The 22,264-nt window shown below is 65.9% G+C and carries 23 protein-coding genes; 13 read left to right on the top strand and 10 right to left on the bottom strand.

Annotated features, from left to right (window positions below):
- Positions 1-56: 56 nt before the first annotated feature.
- Entirely contained in the window at positions 57-1,067 is a 1,011-nt protein-coding gene (locus FJ941_RS23840) for an NAD(P)-dependent alcohol dehydrogenase (protein WP_140509437.1), read from the top strand.
- A 44-nt stretch (positions 1,068-1,111) separates the two neighbouring features.
- Here the strand turns inward: FJ941_RS23840 and FJ941_RS23845 are convergent, their stop codons facing one another.
- The 6 genes from FJ941_RS23845 to FJ941_RS23870 form a co-directional block, all read right to left on the bottom strand.
- Positions 1,112-3,406: a xanthine dehydrogenase family protein molybdopterin-binding subunit gene (locus FJ941_RS23845; RefSeq protein ID WP_140509439.1), complete on the bottom strand. Its 2,295-nt coding sequence runs from the start codon at positions 3,404-3,406 to the stop codon at positions 1,112-1,114.
- On the bottom strand, positions 3,403-4,386 hold the full coding sequence (locus FJ941_RS23850) for a xanthine dehydrogenase family protein subunit M (protein WP_140509441.1): 984 nt from the start codon (positions 4,384-4,386) through the stop codon (positions 3,403-3,405). The genes FJ941_RS23845 and FJ941_RS23850 overlap by 4 nt, the downstream gene beginning before the upstream one ends.
- Complete coding sequence (locus FJ941_RS23855; protein WP_140509443.1) at positions 4,383-4,865, bottom strand: (2Fe-2S)-binding protein; 483 nt, start codon at positions 4,863-4,865, stop codon at positions 4,383-4,385. The genes FJ941_RS23850 and FJ941_RS23855 overlap by 4 nt, the downstream gene beginning before the upstream one ends.
- Positions 4,866-4,954: 89 nt before the next feature.
- The gene (locus FJ941_RS23860) at positions 4,955-7,213 is read right to left on the bottom strand and encodes a xanthine dehydrogenase family protein molybdopterin-binding subunit (protein ID WP_140509445.1); all 2,259 of its coding nucleotides are present in this window, start codon (positions 7,211-7,213) and stop codon (positions 4,955-4,957) included.
- Entirely contained in the window at positions 7,203-8,261 is a 1,059-nt protein-coding gene (locus FJ941_RS23865) for a xanthine dehydrogenase family protein subunit M (protein WP_140509447.1), read from the bottom strand. The genes FJ941_RS23860 and FJ941_RS23865 overlap by 11 nt, the downstream gene beginning before the upstream one ends.
- Positions 8,258-8,755 (bottom strand): (2Fe-2S)-binding protein, encoded by a 498-nt coding sequence (locus FJ941_RS23870; protein ID WP_140509450.1) that lies wholly within the window; start codon positions 8,753-8,755, stop codon positions 8,258-8,260. Before FJ941_RS23870 ends, FJ941_RS23865 begins: the two co-directional genes overlap by 4 nt.
- 251 nt (positions 8,756-9,006) lie before the next feature.
- Here FJ941_RS23870 and FJ941_RS23875 point away from each other — a divergent pair, with 251 nt between their 5' ends.
- Together FJ941_RS23875 and FJ941_RS23880 are read left to right on the top strand one after the other, a co-directional pair.
- On the top strand, positions 9,007-9,624 hold the full coding sequence (locus FJ941_RS23875; RefSeq protein WP_140509452.1) for a TetR/AcrR family transcriptional regulator: 618 nt from the start codon (positions 9,007-9,009) through the stop codon (positions 9,622-9,624).
- A 54-nt stretch (positions 9,625-9,678) separates the two neighbouring features.
- The gene (locus tag FJ941_RS23880) at positions 9,679-10,677 is read left to right on the top strand and encodes a bestrophin family ion channel (RefSeq protein ID WP_140509454.1); all 999 of its coding nucleotides are present in this window, start codon (positions 9,679-9,681) and stop codon (positions 10,675-10,677) included.
- Between the two features lie 15 nt (positions 10,678-10,692).
- Here the strand turns inward: FJ941_RS23880 and FJ941_RS23885 are convergent, their stop codons facing one another.
- A complete protein-coding gene (locus FJ941_RS23885) occupies positions 10,693-10,956 on the bottom strand; it encodes a hypothetical protein (protein WP_140509456.1) in 264 nt (87 codons plus the stop codon).
- A 97-nt stretch (positions 10,957-11,053) separates the two neighbouring features.
- Positions 11,054-11,800 carry a thioredoxin family protein gene (locus tag FJ941_RS23890; protein WP_140509458.1) on the bottom strand — a complete coding sequence of 249 codons (747 nt, stop codon included), beginning with the start codon at positions 11,798-11,800 and terminating at the stop codon, positions 11,054-11,056.
- A gap of 313 nt (positions 11,801-12,113) precedes the next feature.
- Between FJ941_RS23890 and FJ941_RS23895 the strand changes: the two genes are divergently transcribed.
- The 3 genes from FJ941_RS23895 to FJ941_RS23905 all read left to right on the top strand — a co-directional run bounded on the left by FJ941_RS23895 (position 12,114) and on the right by FJ941_RS23905 (position 14,956).
- The gene (locus FJ941_RS23895; RefSeq protein WP_140509460.1) at positions 12,114-13,334 is read left to right on the top strand and encodes a helix-turn-helix domain-containing protein; all 1,221 of its coding nucleotides are present in this window, start codon (positions 12,114-12,116) and stop codon (positions 13,332-13,334) included.
- Between the two features lie 71 nt (positions 13,335-13,405).
- Positions 13,406-14,038 (top strand): PQQ-binding-like beta-propeller repeat protein, encoded by a 633-nt coding sequence (locus FJ941_RS23900; RefSeq protein ID WP_140509462.1) that lies wholly within the window; start codon positions 13,406-13,408, stop codon positions 14,036-14,038.
- Between the two features lie 87 nt (positions 14,039-14,125).
- Entirely contained in the window at positions 14,126-14,956 is an 831-nt protein-coding gene (locus FJ941_RS23905; RefSeq protein ID WP_140509464.1) for an aldo/keto reductase, read from the top strand.
- A gap of 15 nt (positions 14,957-14,971) precedes the next feature.
- Here the strand turns inward: FJ941_RS23905 and FJ941_RS23910 are convergent, their stop codons facing one another.
- Complete coding sequence (locus FJ941_RS23910; RefSeq protein WP_027146346.1) at positions 14,972-15,280, bottom strand: hypothetical protein; 309 nt, start codon at positions 15,278-15,280, stop codon at positions 14,972-14,974.
- Positions 15,281-15,477: 197 nt separating this feature from the next.
- Between FJ941_RS23910 and FJ941_RS23915 the strand changes: the two genes are divergently transcribed.
- Both FJ941_RS23915 and FJ941_RS23920 read left to right on the top strand, forming a co-directional pair.
- Positions 15,478-16,188 (top strand): glutathione S-transferase family protein, encoded by a 711-nt coding sequence (locus FJ941_RS23915; RefSeq protein WP_140509466.1) that lies wholly within the window; start codon positions 15,478-15,480, stop codon positions 16,186-16,188.
- 339 nt (positions 16,189-16,527) lie between these two features.
- Entirely contained in the window at positions 16,528-18,030 is a 1,503-nt protein-coding gene (locus tag FJ941_RS23920; protein WP_140509468.1) for an ATP-binding protein, read from the top strand.
- Between the two features lie 97 nt (positions 18,031-18,127).
- Here FJ941_RS23920 and FJ941_RS23925 read toward each other — a convergent pair whose 3' ends face one another.
- Complete coding sequence (locus FJ941_RS23925; RefSeq protein ID WP_027146349.1) at positions 18,128-18,406, bottom strand: usg protein; 279 nt, start codon at positions 18,404-18,406, stop codon at positions 18,128-18,130.
- Between the two features lie 342 nt (positions 18,407-18,748).
- Between FJ941_RS23925 and FJ941_RS23930 the strand changes: the two genes are divergently transcribed.
- The 5 genes from FJ941_RS23930 (at position 18,749) to FJ941_RS23950 (ending at position 22,139) form a co-directional block, all read left to right on the top strand.
- Positions 18,749-19,063: a co-chaperone GroES gene (locus FJ941_RS23930; RefSeq protein WP_015316962.1), complete on the top strand. Its 315-nt coding sequence runs from the start codon at positions 18,749-18,751 to the stop codon at positions 19,061-19,063.
- 57 nt (positions 19,064-19,120) lie between these two features.
- Positions 19,121-20,752 carry a chaperonin GroEL gene (gene groL / locus FJ941_RS23935; RefSeq protein ID WP_140509470.1) on the top strand — a complete coding sequence of 544 codons (1,632 nt, stop codon included), beginning with the start codon at positions 19,121-19,123 and terminating at the stop codon, positions 20,750-20,752.
- 61 nt (positions 20,753-20,813) lie between these two features.
- On the top strand, positions 20,814-21,038 hold the full coding sequence (locus tag FJ941_RS23940) for a hypothetical protein (RefSeq protein WP_027146351.1): 225 nt from the start codon (positions 20,814-20,816) through the stop codon (positions 21,036-21,038).
- Between the two features lie 93 nt (positions 21,039-21,131).
- Complete coding sequence (locus FJ941_RS23945; protein ID WP_140509472.1) at positions 21,132-21,422, top strand: DUF982 domain-containing protein; 291 nt, start codon at positions 21,132-21,134, stop codon at positions 21,420-21,422.
- Between the two features lie 114 nt (positions 21,423-21,536).
- Complete coding sequence (locus FJ941_RS23950) at positions 21,537-22,139, top strand: cupin domain-containing protein (protein ID WP_140509475.1); 603 nt, start codon at positions 21,537-21,539, stop codon at positions 22,137-22,139.
- Positions 22,140-22,264: the final 125 nt, after the last annotated feature.

A 22,264-nucleotide genomic window follows, 5' to 3' on the forward strand; every position in this document is an offset into this window, starting at 1 on the left:
GATAGCGCAGCAAATAGGTTCACTCAATCGAACAAATCGTCCACCGGAGTGAAACCATGAAAGCCATCGAACTCAGCCAGCCCAGGCTGGACGCCTTCCGCGCCGCCACCGTTGCAACCCCCGAACCGCAGCGCGGCGAGGTGCTGATCCGCCAGCGTGCGGCGAGCCTCAATTTCGTCGATGTGGCGGTGGCGAGCGGCAATTATCCCGGACCGAGTTTCCCGCTCATCCCCGTCGCCGACAGCGCCGGCGAGATCGTCGCGCTGGGCGAGGGCGTTACGAGATTCGCCATCGGCGATCGCGTCGTCGCGCATGCCAAGCCGCGCTGGATCGGTGGGCCGCCCCGGCCTTACGAGATGACGCAGATGCGCGGCGTCTCGATGCCGGGGTCGCTGGCCGAATATGTGGCGCTGCCGGCCAATTCGCTGGTGGCGGTCCCGGCGCATCTCTCCTTCGAGGCGGCGTCGACCCTGCCGATCGCCGGCACCACCGCCTGGAACGCCATCCGCGCCGCCAATGTCGGGCCGGGCTCGGTCGTGGTGCTGCTTGGCACTGGCGGCGTCTCGATTTTCACCCTGCAGCTCGCGAAAGCCGCCGGCGCCACCGTCATCATCACCTCGTCGTCGGACGAAAAGCTGGAGCGGGCGAAGGCGCTCGGCGCCGATCATCTCATCAATTACCGCGCGACATCAGACTGGGACGGCAAGGTGCTGGAGCTGACCGGCGGCCTCGGCGCCGACCTCATCGTCGAGACCGGCGGAACCGCCACCTTCGCCCGTGCCGTCAACGCCACCGCGCCCGGCGGCACGCTGTTCACCATCGGCTTCGTCACCGGTGCGGAAGCCACGATCAATCTGCTGCCGATCATCATCAAGGCGCTGAAGGTGGTCGGCAACAACACCGGATCCGTATCCGATCTTTTCGACGCCGTCCGTGCCATCGGCGCTGCCAGGATCGAACCGGTTGTCGACAAGGTGTTTTCACCTGATCAAGCGAGCGAAGCCTACACACACATGGCCGCCGGCGGCCTGCATTTCGGCAAGCTGGTGTTCGGGCTGGAGTGGTGAAGCAGCTGATCTCCCCCTCAAGGGGGAAATTGGCAGTTCCGCCCTCAGATCAGCTTCTCCAACGTGATGGGCAGATCCCGGATCCGCTTGCCCGTTGCGTGGAACACGGCATTGGCGATGGCCGGCGCCATGCCGACGATCGCCAGTTCGCCGACACCCTTGCCGCCGAGCACGGAGGAGTGCAGGTCGGGGATGCCGACCGAGATCACCTCGATGTCGGGGACGTCGGCGTTGGTCGGGACGAGATAGTCGGCGAGGTTGTTGTTGACAATGCGGCCGTGGCGGCGGTCGACGATGCCTTCTTCGAGCAGCGCCTGGCCGATACCCATGATGATGCCGCCTTTCCACTGGCTTTCGGCCAGCTTCGGATTGTAGAGCCGGCCCGAATCCAACGCCGACACCACGCGCGATACGCGCACCGTGCCGAAATCCTCGTCGACGCGCACCTCGACGAAATGCGCGCACCAGGAGTGGCGGGAATAGTCGCCCTCGGTGTGCGGTAGCGCCATGGCGATGGTGGTGTAGTTCTTGTAGCGATCCTCTGCCGTCGAATTGGCCGGCATGGTGTCGCCGGTCGCCTCGATGCGGTCGCGGCCGATGCTTTTGAGCAGTTCGGCGATCGAGACATCGGGACCGTCGCCGCGAGGCGAGCCGATGCGGCCATTGGCGACGACCAAAGTGTTGGCCTGCAGCGTGTGGAAGGGCGAGCGCGGATCGCTGATGGCCAAGCCGATCAGCTGGTCGAGCGCCGAGGTCGCCGCCTTGTAGACCGCGCCCGTCATCACGCCGGCCAGCCGTGAGCCGCCAGTGACGCCGGCGCGGGGAAACCGGGAATCGCCGAGCTTCACCACGACGTCGTCTGCGCTCACGCCAACCGTTTCGGCGGCGGTCTGCGCCAGGATGGTGTAGGTGCCCTGGCCCATGTCGATCGAGGAGCTCTCGACCTCGACCGAGCCGTCGGCCAGAATGCACACCGTCGCTTCGCCATAGGCGCGCCGCACCGGATAGGTGCCGGCGGCGACGCCCCAGCCGATCAGCTGGTTGCCGTCGCGCATCGAGCGCGGCTCAGGTGCGCGCCTGGCCCATCCGAAGCGTTCGGCGCCTGCTGCAAAAGCTTCGCGCAACTGTCTGGTCGACCAGGCTTTTTTCGCGTGCGGGTCCTGCTCGGCGTAGTTCTTCAGCCGGATTTCCAGCGGATCGATGCCGACCTCGTAGGCGAGCTCGTCGATGGCGCTTTCGATGCCGAAGGCCGATGGGTTTTCACCCGGCGCGCGCATGGCGCCCGGCACCACCGAATTCACCCGCACGACATTCTGTTTCGAGGAGAAGTTCGGCGTCGCGTACATGATCGAGGTGACCGAACCCAGCGGCTCGACCCACATGCCGTCGATGGAGGTTTCGTTGACGCCGCGATGCACGATCGACTGGATCATGCCGTCACGGTCGGCGCCGATCGTCACCGTCTGGCGGGTTGCGGCGCGGCCGCCATAGCTGGTGAAGGTCTGCGGCCGCGTCATCACCAGCCGCACCGGCCGGCCGAGCATTTTCGCGGCACTCGCGGCAATCGCGCCATGGCTGAGCGCCAGTGCCTTGGAACCGAAGCCGCCACCGACATAGGGCGACACCAGCCGCACATTCTCGAACGGCACGGCGAACCATTCGGCATAGGTGCGCGCCATGCCATCCAGCCATTGGCTCGGCTCCCACACGGTGAGGTGGTCACCCTCCCAGCGGGCGATCAGGCCATGCGGTTCCATCGGCGCCTGGTATTCGCGCGGCGTGTTATAGGCGGCGCAGATGCGCACCGGGGCGGAGGCGAAGGCGGCGGACGCGTCGCCCCATTCCTTGGTCATGGCATCGACCGGAATGCCGTCACCGGCCTTGCCGTCGCTGAGGTCGACGATTGCCGGCGTCTCATCATAGCTGACCTTGACGAGGGCCGCCGCGGCGACCGCCTGCTCGAAGGTCTCGGCGATCACGGCGGCGACGTGCTGGCCCGAGAAGGTGACGTCGCGCGCCAGCGGGCAATAGGGTTTGTCGGGCGGCGGGGTGCCGAACCAGTCCGAGGCGGTTCTCAGGCTGATGATTGTGTCCGGGGTCAGCACCTTGAGTACGCCCGGTGCTGCCTCGGCCGCCTTGCTGTCGATGGCGCGCACCTTGCCGGACGCGATGGTACTTTCGACCAGTGCGGCGTAGGCGAGGCCTTTGAGCTGCTGCTCGACGGCGTATTTGGCGGCACCCGTGATCTTGGCCGGACCGTCGACGCGCGATAGCCGGCCGCCGACCGCGTCCGCGCCGCCGTCGAACGCATCGCCATGTCTGATGTTGTGAACGGTCATGCCGTTTCTCCCATCTTGAGAATAGCCCGTGCGACGACGCGCGGCGCGAGCTCGATCTTGTAGTGGTTGGCGCCTTGGTCGACGGCGCCTTCGACGGCGAGCAGGCTGGCGGCGCGAACAGCTTCGGGCTCCAGCACCTTGCCTTTCAGCGCGGCTTCCACGGCCCGCGCCCGCCAGGGCTTGGTGGCGACGCCACCGAGCGCCACGCGCAGGTCGCGGATGGTGCGTCCGTCGGATTCCAGTTCGAGCCCGACGGCGGCACTGGCCGCGGCGAACTCGTAGGATTGCCGGTCGCGGACCTTCAGATAGGTCGAGCGGTGGGCAGCGGCGGAAGAGGGGATTTCGATGGCGGTGATCATCTCCCCCGGCTCGATCGCGTGTTCCCTGTCCGGCGTCGTGCCGGGCAACAGGAAAAAGTCATCGACCCGGATGCGCCGATCGCCGAGATGAACTGTTGCGTCGAAGGCGACGAGCGCAGTGGCGAGGTCGCCTGGGTACATGGCGATGCAGGCCTCGCTGGTGCCAAGCACGGCATGGCCCCTGGTGACGCCGCCGATCGCCGAACAGCCGCTGCCTGATACACGCTTGTTGCAGGCCGAAAAGTTCGAGGGATCGCGGAAATAGGGGCAGCGCGTGCGCTGCATCAAATTGCCGCCTATGGTCGCCATGTTGCGGATCTGCGCCGAGGCTGCCTGCCAGAGCGCTTCGGAGATGGCGGGGAAGCGGCTCTTGATGTCGTCGTCGTCGGCGACATGGCCCATCCTGGCGAGCGCGCCGATGATGGCGCCGCGCTCGCCGATCTCGATCCGGTCCAGTCCCTTGAGATGGGTGATGTCGACCAGCGTGTCGGGTTCGGTGACGCCGCATTTGGCGAGGTCGATCAGCGTGGTGCCGCCGGCGAGCAGCATGGCGCCGGGGAGCGCGGCCGCCTGGCGGGCGGCGTCGACCGAAGTGGCGCGAAGATAGGAAAAATCCCTCATGACGCGGCCTCCAGCGCTGCCTGGCGCACGGCGGCGACGATGTGCGGATAGGCGCCGCAGCGGCAGAGATTGCCGGCCATGTATTCACGGATTTCGTCGTCCGAGCCGGCATGGCCCTCACGGATGCAGGCCACCGCCGACATGATCTGGCCTGGCGTGCAATAGCCGCACTGGAAGGCGTCCTGTTCGAGGAAGGCAGCCTGCACGGGATGCAGTTCGCCCTCCCGTGCAAGCCCCTCTATAGTGGTGATGGTGCGACCTGCGGCCTGTGCGGCCAATGTCAGGCAGGCCAGCACGCGCTCGCCGTCGACATGGACGGTGCAGGCGCCGCACTGGCCATGGTCGCAGCCCTTCTTGGTGCCGGTCAGGCCGAGCCTGTCACGCAAGGCGTCGAGCAGCGTGACACGCGGTTCGAGTTCCAGCGTGTGACGCTGGCCGTTGATATCGAGATGGACAGGAATTGTGGTCTTGCTCGTCATGGGCGTCTGGCTCCAGTTGCTTGACGCTTGGGGGAATGAATTGGAGTTAGGGTAGGGGGGTCCAACCGTTGCTTCGGACGGACCGCTCCTCACCCCAGCAGGTCCTCGATCCGGATCGGAAAGCGCCGCGGGCGCATGCCGGTCGCGTGCCAGACCGCATTGGCCACGGCGCCGGCCGTGCCGGTGATGCCGATTTCACCGACGCCCTTGATGCCGAGTGCGTTCACATGAGGGTCGTCCTCGTGAACCAGCAGCGCCTCGACCGACGGCACGTCGGCATTCACCGGGACATGATATTCGGCGAGGTTGGCATTCTGGATCCGGCCGGAGCGTCGGTCGGTGACGGCTTCCTCATGCAGTGCGAAGGAAACGCCCCAGATCATCCCGCCATAATACTGGCTGCGCACCAGCCGCGGATTGATGACCCGTCCGGCGGCGAATGCGCCGACCAGCCGGGTGACGCGGATCTGGCCTAAATCCGGGTCGATCTTCACCTCGGCGAACACGGCCCCATGCGCGTGCTTGGCGTAGATCTCCTGCGACGCCGGATCCGGCGCGCCTTTGCCATGGCCTTCGATCTCGGCAAGACCCGCGCGGGCGAGGATCTCGCTATAGTTTTCGCTGCGGCTCTCGTCATCGCGGCGGTAGAGGCGTCCGCCGCGCGCCAGGACACCTTCATTGCCGGCGCCGAACAGCGGCGAGGCTTCGTTGCCCGTGGCGAGATCGGCAAGCCTGGCGATGACGGCCGCACCCGCATTGTGGATGGCCATGCCGGCCGTCGCCGTGTGGCCCGAACCGCCGGCGATGCCCGCATTGGGCAGGTCGGAACTGCCGGCCCTGAAATCGACCTGGTCGATGTCGAGCCCCAGCCCGTCTGCCGCAATCTGGGCAAAGGCCGTCCAGGCGCCTTGGCCCATGTCCTGAGCGCCGGTCTCCATCAAGCCGCTGCCGTCGGCCCTCAGCACCGCGCGTGCCTCGGCCTGGAACATGAGCGCCGGGAACGTCGCCGTGCCCATCCCCCAGCCGGTAAGGAAACCGTCCGCGTCGCGCATCCGCCGCGGCTGCAGCGGGCGGCTCGCCCAGCCAAACGCTTCGGCCGCCTGTTGGTAACATTCGCGCAGGGCCTTTGAGGAGAACGGCTTGCCCGTCATAGGCTCGACTTCGGCATAGTTCCTGAGCCGGAATTCCAGCGGGTCCATGCCGCAGGCATGGGCTGCCTCGTCTATAGCGCTTTCCAGCGCGATCGATCCGGTGGCCTCGCCCGGCGCCCGCATGAACAGCGGCGTGCCGGTGTCGAGCCGCACAGCATCGTGCGAGGTGGCGATGGCCGGACTGGCATAGAGCGTGTGCGAGGCGTCCGCCGCCGGTTCGAAGAAATCGTCGAACGTGCTCGATGTGGTCCTGGCGTGATGGGAGAGCGCGGTCAGCCGCCCTTCGCCATCCATGCCCATGCGCAATGTCTGGCGGGTCGGGGCGCGATGGCCGACCGGGCCGTACATCTGCTCGCGCCGCAGCACCAGCTTGACCGGGCGGCCGACGAGACGCGCCGCCAGGATGCCGAGCACTTGCGGCCCGGAGATCATGCCCTTGGAGCCGAAACCGCCACCCAGGAATGGGCTTCGGATGTGGACGTTCCGCGGCGCGATGCCGAACAGGCCGGCGATGCGCCCTTGCGCCATGGCAAGGCCCTGGCTCGGCGTGTCGATCGACAGCTGGTCGCCATCCCAGGCAGCGACGATTGCGTGGGGCTCCATGGCGTTGTGATACTGTGCCGGCGTCTGGTAAGCCGCCTCGATCCGCGTTCTTGCCGATTCGAGGCCGGCCTCGACATCGCCCTTCTCCTGCACCGCCGGGTTGCCGACGCCAACGCCGCGCGGCACGAAGCTTTTGCCGCTATCGAGACCGACCCGCGCCGGCAGCGTTTCATAGCGCGGCGACAGCAGCGCCGCGCCTTCGGTCGCCGCTTCCAGCGTCTCCGCGATCACCACGGCGATGCTCTGGTTGGGATAGCGAACCCCATCGTTCTGCAGCAGGTCGAGCCGGAACATGAAGGGATGGTCCTTGGCATCCGGATCGACGGCGAGCGCCGGCCGGTTCAGTGGCGTCATCACTTCGATCACGCCCGAATGCGCCTTGGCCGCCTCGATATCCAGCGACACGACCCGGCCGCGCGCGATGCTCGAGACGGCGAGCACGGCATAGAGCATGCCGGGCGGGTGGTTATCGGCGGCGTAACGCGCCGCCCCCGTCACTTTCAAGAATCCGTCGCGGCGGGTCAGCGGCTGGCCGATGCTGGAGCCCTGCCGCGTATGGGCGGGTTGCTGGTTGAGGCTGAGTTCAAGCGTCATGGCGCACTCCGGGAATGGAGGAAAAGGGGGAGGCAGGAAGAGCCGGCATCCGCTCGGGTGTTCCGGCCTTTGCGGCCATCAGCGCCCTGACGACAATGCGGCGGGCAAGCTCGATCTTGAAGGCGTTGTCGCCGGAGGGGCTGGCGTCGGCCAACGCGGCATCCGCGGCGCGAACGAAGCTCGCCTCGTCGGCATCGGCGCCAAGCAGCACCGCTTCCGCCGAACGCGCCCGCCACGGTTTGGCCGCCACAACGCCCAGCGCCAGCCTTGCACCGCGGATCTTGCCGCGATCGACGAAAAGTGCCGCGGCCGCCGAAACGACCGCGAAGGCATAGGAGGTGCGTTCGCGCACTTTCAGATAGCGGGCGTGAGCGGCGAAGGAAGCTGCTTCCGCCGGCAGGCGCACCGCAACGATCAGCTCGCCCGGCTCCAGCACGGTCTCGCGCTGCGGGGTGTCGCCCGGAAGCCGGTGAAATTCCTCCAGCGTCACATGGCGCCGGCCTTCCTTACCCTCGATCTCGACCACGGCGTCCAGTGCCACCAAGGGCACGCAGAAGTCGGAGGGATGGGTGGCGATGCAGGCATCGCTCCAGCCCAGGATGGCATGTAGGCGGTTCTCGCCGCCAAGGGCCGAGCAGCCGGAACCGGGTTCGCGCCTGTTGCAGGCGCTGGCGGTGTCATAGAAGTAACTGCACCGCGTGCGCTGCAACAGATTGCCGCCAACAGTGGCGGCGTTGCGAAGCTGCGCCGAGGCGCCCGACAGCAGCGCCTCGGCCACCGCCGGATAGGCCTTGGCGAAGGCCGGATCGTGTGCGAGATCGGCATTGCGGACCAGCGCGCCGATGCGCAGGCCGCCATCATCGAGCGTTTCGATGCGATTGAGTTCCGGCAGCCGGGTAATGTCGACGATCCGTTCGGGGCTGGTAATGCCGCCCTTCATCAGATCCAGCAGATTGGTGCCGCCGGCGAGATAGGCCGAGCCCGGTACGGCCGCCGCCGCTATGGCGTCGGAGATGGTGGCCGGCCTGACAAAATCGAAGTCTCTCATGCCGCGGTCCTCCGGTCGGTTCCGGCAAGTTGTTGCCGGGCCTCCAGAACGGCCTCGACGATGCCGCCATAGGCCGCGCAGCGGCAGATGTTGCCGCTCAGCCCCTCGCGGATACGCTCGGGATCGTCTCCAGCCTGTCCTTCGGCGATCAGGCCGAGCGTGCTCATGATCTGGCCGGGTGTGCAGAAGCCGCACTGGAAACCGTCATGGGCGATGAAGGCGGCCTGCACCGGATGCAGTTCTTCACCGTGGGCGACGCCTTCGATGGTCAGCACCTCGGCGCCGTCATGGCTGACCGCCAGCGCGAGGCAGGAGTTTATGCGCTTGCCGTCGACCAGCACCGTGCAGGCGCCGCACTGGCCGCGGTCGCAGCCTTTCTTGGTGCCGGAGAGCTCAAGCCGCTCGCGCAGCAGGTCGAGCAAGGTGACGCGGGTGTCGACCTCGAGTTCGTGGCGGTATCCATTGACGGTAAGCGAGATGGGAAGGGTGGTCATGGGCGTCTGGCTCCAGTTGCTTGACGCTGAGGGGGATGATCTGGCGCTTGGGAGGGGAAGGACAAGGTCAGGCGGCAGCCAATCCGCCGCGGGTAGGGAAGGTGACAGCTTGGAGCTTCGAAAGACGTGACATACCGGGCTCCGTGATTATATGATAAAGGTGCTCCACTAAAACGGAGGCGCCTCCGTTTATTTACGTGGGGACTGGCCGGGCATGGTTCAAGCCCCCATATCCCTGGTGGAGAAAAAAATTGGCTTTTGAGCCCGTTACAACTGTCGACCAAAAACCCGCCGCCGCCGACAAACCGCTGCGCGCGGATGCCCAGCGCAACCGCGACCGGCTGGCCGAGGTCGCGGCGGCCGTATTTGCCGAGCGCGGCATCGATGCCTCGCTGGAGGAGATCGCGCGCCGCGCCGGCGTCGGTATCGGCACGCTCTACCGGCATTTCCCGACGCGCGAACATCTGGTCGAGGTGGTCTACCGCCGCGAGGCGGAGGCGCTATGCGCGGCGGCCGGCGAGCTTGCGGCAAAACATCCCTCCGATGTTGCTCTGGAAGAGTGGATGCGCCGCTTCGTCGACTATATCGCCACCAAGCGCGGCCTGGCGACCAGCCTGCGCATCCTGTTCACCACCAATTCGAGGCTGTTCTCCGACACGTCGGGTAGGGTTTCGCAGGCCTTGCGGCAACTGGTCGAGGCGGCGGTGGCCGACGGCACGATCCGCGGCGACGTCGATGCCTCCGATGTGCTGCATGCGCTCGGCGGCATCTACTCGGCACCCGACACGCCTGAGTGGCGCGACCGCTCGCGCCGGCTAGTCAAGCTGTTGATGGACGGCTTGCGGTTCGGGGCGGGGAAGGCTGGGTGAACGGGGATAATGGCCGCGCAACCGTGCGCGACAGAATGATTTGAGGGGCATTCAATGTATGTAGGCCGTTCCTACAAGGTGATCGATTTCGCGCTGTGGTCGCGGCGCAGCGTGCTCTACATGGTGGTGGTGAGCGGGCTGGCCGTGGCGGCCTACCGCTTTCCGGGCATTGCCGGGTTCTCCGTGCCATGGTCGGTGGTGCTGGTGCTCGGCACCACGGTGTCGCTCGTCGCCGGCTTCAAGAATTCGCAGGTGCTCACCCGCAGCGGTGAGGCGCTGCAGGCTTTCACGCAGATCACGGCCAGCAGCCGGATGTGGTCCAATTTCTGCCGGGACTTCCTCGATGCGCCGACGGCTCGGAAGCTCATCTACCGCCACATCGCATGGATGACGGCGCTGCGATACGCGCTGCGGCGGCCGATGCCGTGGGAATCGATGGGGAAGGCCGCCAATATCGAATACCGGCGGCGTTACCACATCCAGGAGGACGGGGGCTCGATCGCCGACGAATTGCGCCCGCTGCTGGGCGACCAGACCGTTGATGTCCTGAAATCGCCTCGTCCGGCGATTGCCTTGCTCGAATTGCAGTCGGTCCAGGTCAACGGGCTGCTCAAGGACGCCAAGGTTCCGGCGCAGGTCTATGTCGAACTGACCAAGCTGATCCGCGACTTCCACGATCAGCAGGCGCGCTGCGACCGTATCAAGAACAATCCCTATCCCCGGCAATACGCCATCGTCAGTTCCATGTTCGTGATGATCTTCTGCACGCTGCTGCCGTTCGGCGTGGTTCCGGTGTTCGCCGACATGGGCAAACCGGACGGCATGCTCGGTTCGATCGCCATCTGGCTGACAATCCCGTTCAGCACGTTGCTGGGCTGGGCCTACATGTCCCTCGACCAGGTCGGCGAGAGCAGCGCCAACCCTTTCGAGGGCAATGCCAACGATGTGCCGATCTCGCAAATCTGCCGCGACATCGAGATCGAGATGCGCGCCGGGCTCGGCGAGAGCGACCTTCCCAAGCCCTTGCTGCCGGTCAACGACATCGCCATGTGAGGCGGAAGCGGGCGCCTACCGGCGGGAGATCACCCGCAGCCAGGGAGCCAGGTGGAAAGCGCTCATCAGCAGGTACATGGCGGGCATTCCGGTCAGGATTGGTCCGGCCAGCGGCGACGCGCCCATGCATGGCATGGTCCCGTCGCCGCCTTGAAGGCGGGAAAACAGCGCCATCAGTGCGAAGGTGGGCGCTGCTGCCAGGCACAGCCAGTCGGCGATGCCACGAGGGGCGGCATTTTCGGGGGTGGCGCTGCCGATGCCGGATTGGATATCGCTCATGGTCGTTGTCCTTGATGGTTGCGAGCCGTCAGGACCTGGGTTCCTCAGCCCCTGCCGGAGGCGGGAGAGGAACCCAGGCTGGACAGGCCTGCGCCGGTTACTGGTTGGCCTTGTCGCGGAACGCGGCTTCGCCGGCGGCGGACACTTCGGCCCATTTCTTGTCGGCTCCGGCTTCGTAGTTGTCGTGCCAGTTCCACCAGCTGTAGAGCGGGGTCTGCGGGTAGCCTTCGGGCGAGTCTTCCCAGACCTCCTGGCGGCCGAGCGGTGTGACGTCGAGATAGCTCCAGACGGTGCCCAACGCCTCGTCGCCGCGGTTGTTGATGAAATAGGTGCGGAAGATGCGGTCGCCATCATGAATGAACACGTTGTGGCCGTGCCATTCGTCGACGCCGAAATCCTTGTCGAAGCTGTCGGTGATCGTGTACCAGGGCATCTCCCAGCCCATCCGTTGCTTCAGCCGCGCAATGTCGGCCTGCGGCGCGCGCGAGGCATAGGCAAGCGTGGTGTTGCGGGCGTTGAGATGGGCGAGGTGGCCGACCTGGTCGGCGCCGAGCGAGCAGCCACGGCAGGCGTGCTCCGGCCAGCCATAGACGCCAGGTTCGAAGAAGGCGCGGTAGACGATCAGCTGGCGGCGGCCTTCGAAAAGGTCGAGCAGGCTCACCTTGCCGTCGGGACCCTCGAAGACATAAGCCTTGTCCACTTCCGTCCATGGCATGCGCCGGCGTTCGGCCGACAGCGCGTCCCTGGCGCGCATCGTTGCCTTCTCCTTCACCAGCATCTTTTGGTGCGCGGCTTCCCAATCTTGCCGTGAAACGATCGGCGGGGTCTTCATCGTCATGGTCATTGGTCTTCTCCTTTGCCAGTCGTGGCGTCGTTGCGGTGTGGTGTTGCCTGGGCAGGTCGGGGTGCTGCGGGCGCGGCGGAACCCAAGAGATCCGGTCCGGCGCAGCAGGGGTGGCGTGCTACGTGCTTGGCCGTATCATTGGCCGTGTCGAGGTCGAGGTCGGTGGAAGCAGGCATCTTTTGTATCTCCTGTGCGTGCCGTCATTGCCGACTTGCTGGGCCGACTTGCTGGGCCGACTTGCTGGTTGACGGTACTGACGTAAGTTAGGGCGGCTCGGTGCCGAGGTGGGAGTTACAAGTGTGACGGGATTTGAATGGACTCGCTGATCACCTCGGCAGCGCTGGCGCTGGCGGCCGGCGATCCGCTTGGGGCGCTCGACCGCGTCGCCCTGCGCGAGGATGCGCCGGCGCTGGCGCTGCGCGGCATCGCCATGGCGCAGCTCGGCGACTTCGATCGCGCCAAGCTCCTGTTGCGGCGGGCCGTGCGCGCCTTCAGCCCGAAAGAGGCGGTCGCGCGCGCCAGATGCGTCGTCGCCGAGGCCGAGATCGCGCTGGTCTCGCGTGATCTCGGTTGGCCGGCCAAGGCGCTCGACGCGGCCCGCACGGCGCTGGAAAAGCATGGAGACCGGTTGAACGCGGCGCATGCCGGCCACCTCAAGGTGCGGCGGTTGCTGCTGATCGGCCGCCTCGACGAGGCCGAGCATGTGCTGGCCGGGCTCGACCCGGCGCCGCTTCCGCCGGCGGCCAGGGCCGCGCACGAGCTCGCCGTCGCCGGCATCGCCATGCGGCGCCTGCGGACCCGGCCGGCACGCGCGGCGCTGGAGTGGGCGCGCCATGCCGCCCGCAACGCCGGCATTCCCGGCCTCATCGCGGAGGTCGACAGCGCATGGCAGGCACTGGAAACACCCGCGGCGCGATTGATCGCGCAGGGCAGGGAGCAGCCGCTGCTGCTCGAAGAGGTCGAGGCGCTGCAGGGATCGCCGGCGCTGGTCGTCGATGCCTTCCGCTACGCCGTGCGGGTTGGGCGGACCACGGTTTCGCTGGCAAGCCGGCCTGTGCTGTTCGCCTTGGCGCGGACGCTCGCCGAAGCCTGGCCGGGGGATGTGTCGCGGGGCGACCTCGTGGCGCGGGCCTTCGGCGGCAGGCATGCCGATGAATCGCATCGCGCGCGCCTGCGCGTCGAGATCGGGCGGCTGCGTGCAGAGCTTCGCGCGCTGGCCGGCATCAGCGCCACCAAGCATGGCTTCACGCTGGCGCCGCGCCAGGCGCGCGCGGTGATGGTGCTGGCGAGGCCGATCGAGGAGCGGCACGCGGCCGTGCTGGCCTTGCTGGCCGACGGCGAGGCCTGGTCGAGTTCGGCCCTGGCGCTGGCGCTTGGAACCGGCCAGCGCAGCGTGCAACGGGCGCTCGAGCCGCTTGCCGAGGCCGGTAAGGTCCAGTCCTTCGGCCATGGCCGGGCGCGCCGCTGGATGACGCCGCCGGTGGCGGGTTTCACGACCACCTTGTTACTCCCGGCGCCGCTGCCAAACGGCTAAGTGTGTTGATATTCAGGTGATGCCGGCCTGCAAAGGTCAGCGGGATGACGACCACACTAAAGGATCAAGAAATGAAACATTCAGCGGCCGAAATCTTGAGGGAATATGGACCCTTTCCCGGTGCCAAGACGGTGGCCGGGGTGAGCTTTGACGGCAAGAACGTCTGGTTCGCCTCGGGCGACAGGCTTAACGCCTTCGATCCGGAGAGCGGGCAGGCATTGCGTTCGATCGATGTCGCGGCTCACGCCGGCACCGCCTATGACGGCCGGCATTTCTTCCAGCTCGCCAAGGACCGCATTCAGAAGATCGATCCCGACACGGGCGAGGTGCTTTCCACCATTCCGGCACCCGGCAACGGCGGCGATTCCGGTTTGACCTGGGCTGAAGGCACGCTGTGGGTCGGGCAGCACCGGGAGCGCAAGATCCACCAGATCGATCCCGAGACCGGGGCGATCCTGCGCACCATCGAATCCAACCGTTTCGTCACCGGGGTGACCTGGGTCGAGGGCGAATTGTGGCACGCCACCTGGGAGGGCGACGAAAGCGATCTGCGCCGCGTCGACCCACGGACGGGCAAGGTCCTGGAAAAGCTCGACATGCCTGCCGGCATGGGCGTCTCGGGGCTGGAGTCCGATGGCGGCGACCGCCTCTTCTGCGGCAGCGGAAACGCCGGCGTGGTGCGGGCGGTGCGCCGGCCGAAATAGGGACCGCGAATTTTCCCTTGGCGACTGGCCGTTGCGCGATGTCGGGCATAGATAGGCTGGACCATCCCCCTGCAAAAGGACCAGATCATGCCCGAACAGATCACGTTGAACGACGGCGCCGCCATTCCCCAGCTTGGCCTTGGCGTGTGGCAGGTCGATCACGACATCACCGCGCAGGTAGTGGGCTGGGCGATCGCGGCCGGTTACCGGCTGATCGACACTGCCGAGGGCTATCAGAACGAGGAAGGCGTCGGCGAGGCGATCCGCGCCGCCGGCGTGCCGGCAAGTGAGTTGTTCATCACCTCGAAGCTGCGCAACGGCGCCCACCAGCGCGATGCGGCGCTTCGTGCCTTCGACGACACGATGCAGAAGCTCGGCGTCGAGCAGCTCGACCTGTTCCTGATCCATTGGCCGGTGCCCAGCCAGGACAAATATGTCGAGGCGTGGAAGACGCTTGTCGAACTGAAGCAGGCCGGCCGCATCAAGTCGATCGGCGTCTCGAATTTCAATCCTGATCATCTGGAACGCATCATCGGCGAGACGGGCGTGACACCAGTCGTCAACCAGGTCGAGTTGCATCCGCGCTTCCAGCAGCGCGCGCTCAGGGAGTTTCACGCCCGGCACGACATTCATACGGAAAGCTGGAGTCCGTTGGGCAGCGGCCGCCTGCTGAGCGATCCGACCATATCAGGCATTGCCCGCAAACACGGCAAGTCCGCCGCGCAGACGATGATCCGCTGGCATCTCCAGCAAGGGCTGATCGTCATCCCGAAATCGGTCCGCCAGGACCGTATCGCGGCCAATTTCGACGTCTTCGATTTCGAACTGGACGCGCAGGACCTGGAGACGATCGGCGGCATGGATGCGGCCGACGGCCGCAACGGGCCGAATCCGGCGACGGCTTCCTTTTTGTTCTGAACGTGCCAAGCGGCGTTAAATCCCCGAGCCGTCCAGCTGTTGCGCGTCGTCGCCTTCCCATGGCGCCGGCATCGAGGCGCCCCGGCTGAGATTGGCCGAGGGCATCGGCATCCAGCACTTCAGCTCCGGCTCGGCGTATTCGACGACGCGGCCGGGCGAGGAATCGGAGGCGCGCCAGCCTTCCTCGCCGAACTGATCGGCGCGTGACCAGTAGGCGAGGTCGACTTCCGCTGGCCCCTGTTCGGACGGGCGGACCGTAACGAGTATCCGGCTGCCGTCTTTTGGCGCGCTGGACATGTGGCGCCAGCGGTCGGGCTCATCCATCGTTTTCCTCCTGCCTTGCTGTGGGATGAAGTGTCGCCTCGCCGTCGGAGGCGGTCAACCCAAACTTTGCACGACCCTTCCTGTTTCGATGGGCTGCTCGTTCCGCCCGGTCCGCGGGAAATGTAAGATTTGTAGGATTGCACCAGCCGCATCCGTCCTTGATCTGGCGATGGTCGCCGGAACAAGGAGAGGCATTCATGAGGGACAAGGCCGAGCCGACGCCGGCTGGGGTGGAAACAAAACTGTACTTCAGCCGCAACCCCAATCCGCGCCTGGGGGTCGCGGTGGCGCGTCATCTCGGGGCGAAAGTGACCTTCGAATTCGCGTCGCCGTTCGCGCCGGGGCAAGGGGAGCGATTCCGGCCGCTCAATCCTAACCTTTCCCTCCCCATACTGGCGTGGCCGGGCGGCAGCCTTTGGGAGGCCGACGCCATAGCCTGCCGGTTGTCGCGCGACATGGGTTCGGATTTTTGGCGCACCGGCGAGGATGAGCCCGACATGATCCGCTGGCTGAGCTGGGGCAAGGAGAATTTCGTGCGGGCCTGCGACATGGTGCATTTCGAGCGCGGCACCAAGCAGCGCTATCACATCGGGCCGATCGATCGGGAAAAAGTCGCGGAGGGACTTGCAGAATTCCCCAAGGCCGCCGCGATCCTGGAGGCGGTGCTTGTCGACCAGCCATGGCTGGTCGGCAATTCAGTCTCCTATGCCGACTTCCGCATGGCGACGTTCTTGCCGTTCAACGACGTCGCTGGGCTGCCGCTTGGTGATTATCCCGCGCTCACCCGCTGGTACGGGCGGCTTGAAGCCATCGACGCTTGGCGTGATCCCTTCGAGGGTCTGGAAGCGCCGCGATTGCCGCCAGTCCCAGGACAGATCGAGCCGCATGAGGCGGCACCGAGGCTGTAACCGAAAGGGGTGGCGACCGGCGTATACATTTGGAGAGAAACTTGAAGACGCCGGCCGCCATTTGGGGGCGTTGGGTGCATCACGTTGGGGCACGATGCAGGGTCAGGTTAGGCGGATGCCTGGTGTCCGCAATCGGAACACCAGCCCATGGTGAACAAGTGGTTACTATCCACAGGTCAGGGCTGTAAACGGCAGCCGGGCCGCCGGTCTCGGCCGTCCCCATCGCGGCCACGTCGTCGTTCTCTCGGCTGTGCGCAACGCGAATCGCCGGCCATCCCACGCTCGACGGGCCGCGATCGGGTTGATAAGCCCGTCTGCGAAGGAGCTGATGAGTCTGGCATGACCGTTGCGATCGAGATGGGACACACCACGGCGGGCGACCCGGCGAAGCTCGATCTCGAGGAATTGCTGGCGACCCGCCTTCTGGTGCAGGGCAATTCGGGCTCCGGCAAGTCGCATTTGTTGCGGCGGCTCCTGGAGCAGAGCGCGCCTTGGGTGCAGCAGACCATCATCGACCCCGAAGGCGACTTCGTTTCGCTGGGCGAACGCTACGGCCATCTGGTGATAGATGCCGAGGAGCATACCGAGCGCGGGCTGCAGGCGGCCGGCGAGCGGGCGCGTATCCATCGCGTCTCGACCGTGCTCAACCTGGAAGGGCTCGATGCCGAGAACCAGATGCGGCGGGCCGCCGCCTTTCTCGGCGGGCTGTTCGAGGTCGCGCGCGACCACTGGTACCCGATGCTGGTGGTGGTCGACGAAGCTCAGCTTTTCGCGCCGGCGGTGGCCGGCGAGGTGTCGGACGAGGCGCGCAAGCTTTCGCTCGGCGCCATGACCAACCTGATGTGCCGGGGCCGCAAGCGGGGGCTGGCTGGCATCATCGCCACGCAGCGGCTTGCCAAGCTCGCCAAGAACGTCGCGGCGGAAGCCTCCAACTTCCTCATGGGCCGCACCTTCCTCGATATCGACATGGCGCGCGCCGCCGATCTCCTGGGCATGGAGCGGCGGCAGGCGGAAGCCTTTCGCGATCTGGAGCGCGGGCAGTTCATGGCGCTGGGGCCGGCGCTGTCGCGGCGGCCGCTCGGCCTGCGCATCGGCCCGACCGACACCAGCCCGCGCAACGGCACGCCCAGGCTGATGCCGCTGCCGGAGGCGGGGCTCGAGGATGCCCGCGCCATCATCCTGGCCGCCCCGCCGCCGGAGACGATGCGCGCGCCACGCCGGGTGGCGTCGCCGGACCTGCTGGAGCAGCTGATGGCGGCGAAATCGGCGCCGCGCGACATCCGCCCCGAACCGGCGGAGCCGCAAATCAGCGCCGAGGATCTGGCGGAGCGGCGCGAGCGCGTGGACCGGGTGCTGCGCGCTATTCTTGCACAACCTGACGCAGGCTTCCGCGTGATCGGCGTGCTCTACCAGGAGTTCGTCGTACGCTGCCGCATCGAGGGTCTCGCCTCGGTCGTGCCTGATCTGCCCGCATTCCGCCGCATGTTGACGCGCGCCCGTGCCGGGCTGGGGTCTGAAACTAGCGAGGACGATGTGTGGCGCGACGTCTCGGTGCGCGCCTCTCTGCTGCCGGAGGACATGCAGGGCGTGTTCATGATGATCGCGCGCGCGGCGAAGGAGGGCTGGCCGTGCCCGAGCGATGGCGCGATCGCCCGCGCCTATGGCTCGCACTCCATGCGCCGGGCCCGGCGGCTGCTCACCTATATCGAGGAGCAGGGTCTCATCGTCTGCCAGTTCGACGGCGCCGGCCGGCGCACCGTGACGCTGGTCGAACTCGCCTGGGCAACGGCGCCGGGCGACCCCAACGCCGAGGAGGCGGAGCAGGGGAGCCTGGCCCTGTGAGAGAGCTATGAAGTTTTCAACCTCGGGCCGCAGGCATCCTGGCAAGACCGGCCGGTCGCTTATCTGTTTCCGGTGAGAGCCAGCCGTCGAGGACGCTTTACTGGATGGTGATGACGCCTTCGATGGCTCGCCATTCCGATGGGGTGATCAGCCGGTGGTGGGCGACGCGGACGGAGTGAAGCGGTCCCTCGAGTTCGCGCTCCCAATAGGAGAGGAACCCCTTGAGTTCGGGGAACTCCGGCGCCAGGTCGTAGTCCTGCCAGACATAAAGCTGCAGCAGGCTCGGATGGTCGGGCAGATGATAATGAATCTGAGCCGTGGTCAGGCCATAGCCTTCCATCTGGAGGCGGAACTCCTTGCTGACATTTTCAACCATTCATGTCTCCTTTCGGCGGCCGTCTTCAACCAACTCCCTGAGCGGGCGAGCGGTTCCGGCGCCCGCGATTGCGCCGGCCGCGGATATTTTGTTGGACCGCGGCGGAACTTCAAGCGGCAGCTCCCGGCGCGAGGCAGAATAACCACGCGATAACAGCCGGTTGGCACTCTCTCAGGGTGAGTGCTAAAATTTTTTGGCCGACCTCTTGAAACCCAAAAATGGCAAGACTAGCTCGATATGCGCGCGCGATGCCTGACAAAGGGTCGCCGCACCCCGCGCCGGTCCAATTGCCGGTCCGGTGCGGAGGAACCTCAAACCTGTTTGTCCCAAGAGGAGAACGACATGGCGTTCCGTCCATTGCATGACCGTATCCTGGTCCGCCGCATCGAGGCCGAGGAAAAGACCTCCGGCGGCATCATCATTCCCGATACCGCCAAGGAAAAACCGCAGGAAGGCGAAGTCATCGCCGTCGGTCCCGGCGCGCGTGACGACAGCGGCAAGCTGACCGAACTGGATGTCAGGGTCGGTGACCGTATCCTGTTCGGCAAATGGTCCGGCACCGAGATCAAGCTCAATGGCGAGGACCTGCTCATCATGAAGGAAAGCGACGTGATGGGCGTGATCGAACAGACCGCGCAAGTGAAGAAGGCCGCCTGACGGGTTCTTCGAAAATCCACCAGTCAACGAATGCTGCCTAGATAGAGGAGTGATCCAATGGCTGCCAAAGAGGTAAAATTCCATACCGAAGCGCGCGAGAAGATGTTGCGCGGCGTCGATATTCTGGCCAATGCGGTGAAGGTGACGCTCGGCCCCAAGGGGCGCAATGTCGTCATCGACAAGTCGTTCGGCGCGCCACGCATTACCAAGGACGGCGTCACCGTCGCCAAGGAAATCGAACTCGAGGACAAATTCGAGAACATGGGCGCGCAGATGGTGCGCGAAGTCGCGTCCAAGACCAGTGACATTGCCGGCGACGGCACCACGACCGCGACCGTTCTGGCTCAGGCGATCGTCAAGGAAGGCGCCAAGGCCGTTGCCTCGGGCATGAACCCGATGGACCTGAAGCGCGGCATCGACAAGGCGGTGGAGGCTGTCGTGGCCGAGTTGAAGGCCAACGCCCGCAAGGTGACCCACAACGACGAGATCGCGCAGGTCGGCACCATCTCCGCCAATGGCGACGCCGAGATCGGCCGCTTCCTCGCCGAGGCGATGGAGAAGGTCGGCAATGAAGGTGTCATCACCGTGGAGGAAGCCAAGACCGCCGAGACCGAACTCGAAGTCGTCGAGGGCATGCAGTTCGACCGCGGCTATCTCTCGCCCTATTTCGTCACCAACCAGGACAAGATGCGCGTCGAACTCGAAGAGCCCTACGTGCTGATCCATGAAAAGAAGCTCTCCAACCTGCAGGCGTTGCTTCCGGTGCTGGAAGCGGTGGTGCAGTCGGGCAAGCCGCTGCTGATCATCGCTGAGGATGTCGAGGGCGAGGCGCTGGCGACGCTGGTCGTCAACAAGCTGCGCGGCGGCCTCAAGGTCGCGGCCGTCAAGGCGCCGGGCTTCGGCGATCGCCGCAAGGCCATGCTGGAGGATATCGCCATCCTCACCGGCGGCACGGCGATCTCGGAAGATCTCGGCATCAAGCTCGAGAATGTGACGCTGGAGATGCTGGGCCGCGCCAAGAAGGTGGTGATCGAAAAGGAAAACACCACCATCGTCGACGGCGTCGGGCGCAAGGAAGAGATCCAGAGCCGCGTCGCGCAAATCAAGGCCCAGATCGAGGAGACCACCTCGGACTATGACCGCGAGAAGCTGCAGGAGCGGCTGGCCAAGCTCGCCGGCGGTGTCGCGGTGATCCGCGTCGGCGGCTCGACCGAGGTCGAGGTCAAGGAGCGCAAGGACCGCGTCGACGATGCCCTGCACGCGACCCGCGCGGCCGTCGAAGAAGGCGTGCTGCCCGGTGGCGGCGTCGCGCTGCTTCGGGCCAGCAAGGCGCTCGATGCCGTCCAGACGGACAATGCCGACCAGAAGACCGGCGTCGAGATCGTGCGCCGCGCCATCGAGACGCCCGTTCGCCAGATTGCCGAAAATGCTGGCGCGGAAGGCTCGATCATCGTCGGCAAGCTGCGCGAGAAGAGCGAATTCGGCTGGGGCTGGAACGCCCAGACCAATGAGTTCGGCGATCTCTATGGCCAGGGTGTGATCGATCCGGCCAAGGTGGTGCGCACGGCGCTGCAGGATGCCGCGTCGGTTGCCGGCCTGTTGGTGACCACCGAGGCGATGGTGGCCGAGAAGCCGAAGAAGGAAGCCGCCGCTCCGGCGATGCCGGCCGGCGCCGGGATGGACTTCTAAGGTCCCGGTCAGTCCGCCCGCTCCCTCGACAGGGAGCGGGCATCAGTTGAGGGAGAGAGACATGGATGCAATGGCTGGCCTTGGGCCCGTGCCCGCGCCGACACATCAGGCAAAGGAGTTCCTGGCCTATGAAACCGAATGCCGCAGCGTGCTGAAGCCGCTGCTGGCGGGACTGCTCGACATGGCTGAAGCCGCCGGCTGGAAGCGGCGCACCGCTGCCGCGACCCTGATGTTCCTGGCGGCGAAACAGGTGTCGGAGGAGTCCGAGACATCGGCTAGCGGCTGAACGCCAAAAGGCGGCCAATCACCCTGTCCGCGGCGGCGCTTTCCGGTATTCGGTCCGCCGCAGGGCCTGCACAATCGAAAGGAGGCACAAGCCATGAATCGCGGGCAGTTTGAAGAACCGGTCACCCTTCTGGTCGGAATGGGCTTTCCGAGGAAGATCGAAAGCGTGATGGAAGCCTACGTGCTGTTGCAGGACTGGCCCGCCGTCAGCCGCAACGGCGCCCATGCCATCGCTCTCAATGCCTGCAAGGCGGGCATCGCCGGTGAGATCGACCCGGAGACGGTGCGGGCGACGCTGGTCACCTTCGCACGCCGCAACGACATATTGCTGCCGGACGCGGTTTCGCCGGCCGCCGCGATGGGCAATGAGATGCATGCGGGGTGAGGCGGCAGGTCCGTCCGATGTGCGGCGATCGGTTCCCGGCTTCGCGGGCGCCGGGAACCAAGCGATGGCCACGCAGGTTGATCAGCGTTGGGTTCCCCGAGGCGAGGCGACGTCATGAGCATCCTGCAAAGCATCAAGAAAGCAGCCGAACAGGTGACCGGTGCCGCAAGACCGGACAGGCAACACGCGGCCGATCTTGTCAGGCCACGAAAATCGAACGAGTTCAGGTTTGGGGATGATGGCCTGGTGCCCAACCATCCGTCCTGGCCGCTGGTGGTTTATCGCGGTGCTGTCACGCTACCGGAGGACTTCGATCCCGCGGCCGTCATGGAGGAGCTTTTCTCGGCCAATGGCTGGGGGGAAAGCTGGCGCAACGGCATCTACGACTATGTCCACTACCATTCGCGCATCCACGAAGTGCTGGGCGTGGCGCGCGGTACGGCGAAAGTCCGGTTCGGCGGCAAGAAGGGACGAACGCTGGCGCTGAAGGCCGGCGATGTCGCGGTTCTGCCAGCCGGCACCGGGCATCAGCGCATCTCCGCCTCAGACGACTTTCTCGTGGTTGGCGCCTATCCGCCATCCGGCACCTATGACGAATGTACGACCGCCGCCGAGCACGCCAAGGCAGTGGCGATGATCCCCAGGGTCGGCCGGCCGCGCAAGGACCCGGTCTACGGAAGCAAAGGCCCGCTGCTGGCGGCGTGGAAGAAAGACTGAATTCGCAGAAGCCCAGGAGAGCAAAACTCATTGGCGCAAGCCCTGCCTCGGCACGAGCGCCCGAGCAGATCGACGCAACAGCATCACATCGGTGGAACGCTCTCGGCCATTGGAGGTCGGTAGGC

It is taken from the genome of Mesorhizobium sp. B2-3-13 (assembly GCF_006442195.1).
GTDB lineage: Bacteria > Pseudomonadota > Alphaproteobacteria > Rhizobiales > Rhizobiaceae > Mesorhizobium > Mesorhizobium salmacidum.

Excerpts from the sequence above, each read along its gene's own strand:
- FJ941_RS23840 (WP_140509437.1), top strand. The coding sequence starts at position 57 with ATGAAAGCCATCGAACTCAGCCAGCCCAGGCTGGACGCCTTCCGCGCC.
- FJ941_RS23845 (WP_140509439.1), bottom strand. The coding sequence starts at position 3,406 with ATGACCGTTCACAACATCAGACATGGCGATGCGTTCGACGGCGGCGCG.
- FJ941_RS23850 (WP_140509441.1), bottom strand. The coding sequence starts at position 4,386 with ATGAGGGATTTTTCCTATCTTCGCGCCACTTCGGTCGACGCCGCCCGC.
- FJ941_RS23855 (WP_140509443.1), bottom strand. The coding sequence starts at position 4,865 with ATGACGAGCAAGACCACAATTCCTGTCCATCTCGATATCAACGGCCAG.
- FJ941_RS23860 (WP_140509445.1), bottom strand. The coding sequence starts at position 7,213 with ATGACGCTTGAACTCAGCCTCAACCAGCAACCCGCCCATACGCGGCAG.
- FJ941_RS23865 (WP_140509447.1), bottom strand. The coding sequence starts at position 8,261 with ATGAGAGACTTCGATTTTGTCAGGCCGGCCACCATCTCCGACGCCATA.
- FJ941_RS23870 (WP_140509450.1), bottom strand. The coding sequence starts at position 8,755 with ATGACCACCCTTCCCATCTCGCTTACCGTCAATGGATACCGCCACGAA.
- FJ941_RS23880 (WP_140509454.1), top strand. The coding sequence starts at position 9,679 with ATGTATGTAGGCCGTTCCTACAAGGTGATCGATTTCGCGCTGTGGTCG.
- FJ941_RS23885 (WP_140509456.1), bottom strand. The coding sequence starts at position 10,956 with ATGAGCGATATCCAATCCGGCATCGGCAGCGCCACCCCCGAAAATGCC.
- FJ941_RS23890 (WP_140509458.1), bottom strand. The coding sequence starts at position 11,800 with ATGACCATGACGATGAAGACCCCGCCGATCGTTTCACGGCAAGATTGG.
- FJ941_RS23895 (WP_140509460.1), top strand. The coding sequence starts at position 12,114 with ATGGACTCGCTGATCACCTCGGCAGCGCTGGCGCTGGCGGCCGGCGAT.
- FJ941_RS23900 (WP_140509462.1), top strand. The coding sequence starts at position 13,406 with ATGAAACATTCAGCGGCCGAAATCTTGAGGGAATATGGACCCTTTCCC.
- FJ941_RS23905 (WP_140509464.1), top strand. The coding sequence starts at position 14,126 with ATGCCCGAACAGATCACGTTGAACGACGGCGCCGCCATTCCCCAGCTT.
- FJ941_RS23910 (WP_027146346.1), bottom strand. The coding sequence starts at position 15,280 with ATGGATGAGCCCGACCGCTGGCGCCACATGTCCAGCGCGCCAAAAGAC.
- FJ941_RS23915 (WP_140509466.1), top strand. The coding sequence starts at position 15,478 with ATGAGGGACAAGGCCGAGCCGACGCCGGCTGGGGTGGAAACAAAACTG.
- FJ941_RS23920 (WP_140509468.1), top strand. The coding sequence starts at position 16,528 with ATGACCGTTGCGATCGAGATGGGACACACCACGGCGGGCGACCCGGCG.
- FJ941_RS23925 (WP_027146349.1), bottom strand. The coding sequence starts at position 18,406 with ATGGTTGAAAATGTCAGCAAGGAGTTCCGCCTCCAGATGGAAGGCTAT.
- FJ941_RS23930 (WP_015316962.1), top strand. The coding sequence starts at position 18,749 with ATGGCGTTCCGTCCATTGCATGACCGTATCCTGGTCCGCCGCATCGAG.
- groL (WP_140509470.1), top strand. The coding sequence starts at position 19,121 with ATGGCTGCCAAAGAGGTAAAATTCCATACCGAAGCGCGCGAGAAGATG.
- FJ941_RS23940 (WP_027146351.1), top strand. The coding sequence starts at position 20,814 with ATGGATGCAATGGCTGGCCTTGGGCCCGTGCCCGCGCCGACACATCAG.
- FJ941_RS23945 (WP_140509472.1), top strand. The coding sequence starts at position 21,132 with ATGAATCGCGGGCAGTTTGAAGAACCGGTCACCCTTCTGGTCGGAATG.
- FJ941_RS23950 (WP_140509475.1), top strand. The coding sequence starts at position 21,537 with ATGAGCATCCTGCAAAGCATCAAGAAAGCAGCCGAACAGGTGACCGGT.